At 69.5% G+C, this 354-nt stretch carries 1 pseudogene; it reads right to left on the reverse strand.

The window, feature by feature from the left end:
- Positions 1-278 (reverse strand): annotated as a pseudogene (locus KI686_RS17470) (aromatic amino acid transporter AroP); the annotation flags it as partial.
- Positions 279-354 lie beyond the last annotated feature (76 nt).

The raw sequence follows: 354 nt of genomic DNA on the forward strand, positions 1-354 counted from the left end.
CTGCGGCCCATGGCGCGCTGCGCGAACGAGCTGAAGGCGCCCGAACTGGGCCGCGCGGCCACCATCTCGGCGAGCATCGACATCACCAGGATGACGATGGTGCCCGCGACGAGGTACGACACGAGCACGGCGGGACCCGCGATGCTGATCGCCTCGCCCGATCCCACGAAGAGGCCGGCGCCGATCGCGCCGCCGAGGCCCATCATCGAGATCTGCCGACGCGTGAGGCCGGGATGCAGCCCCTGTGTCGTCGTCGTGATCGCGGGAACCTCGGTCATGGGGACCTCCTCGTCCGATGGCGCTACGACTCCGACGGCCGCTCGCTCCGAACGGCCACATTAGAACCATGCGCAG

It is taken from the genome of Polaribacter sargassicola (assembly GCF_021991835.1).
GTDB classification, from domain to species: Bacteria; Bacteroidota; Bacteroidia; order Flavobacteriales; family Flavobacteriaceae; genus Polaribacter; species Polaribacter sargassicola.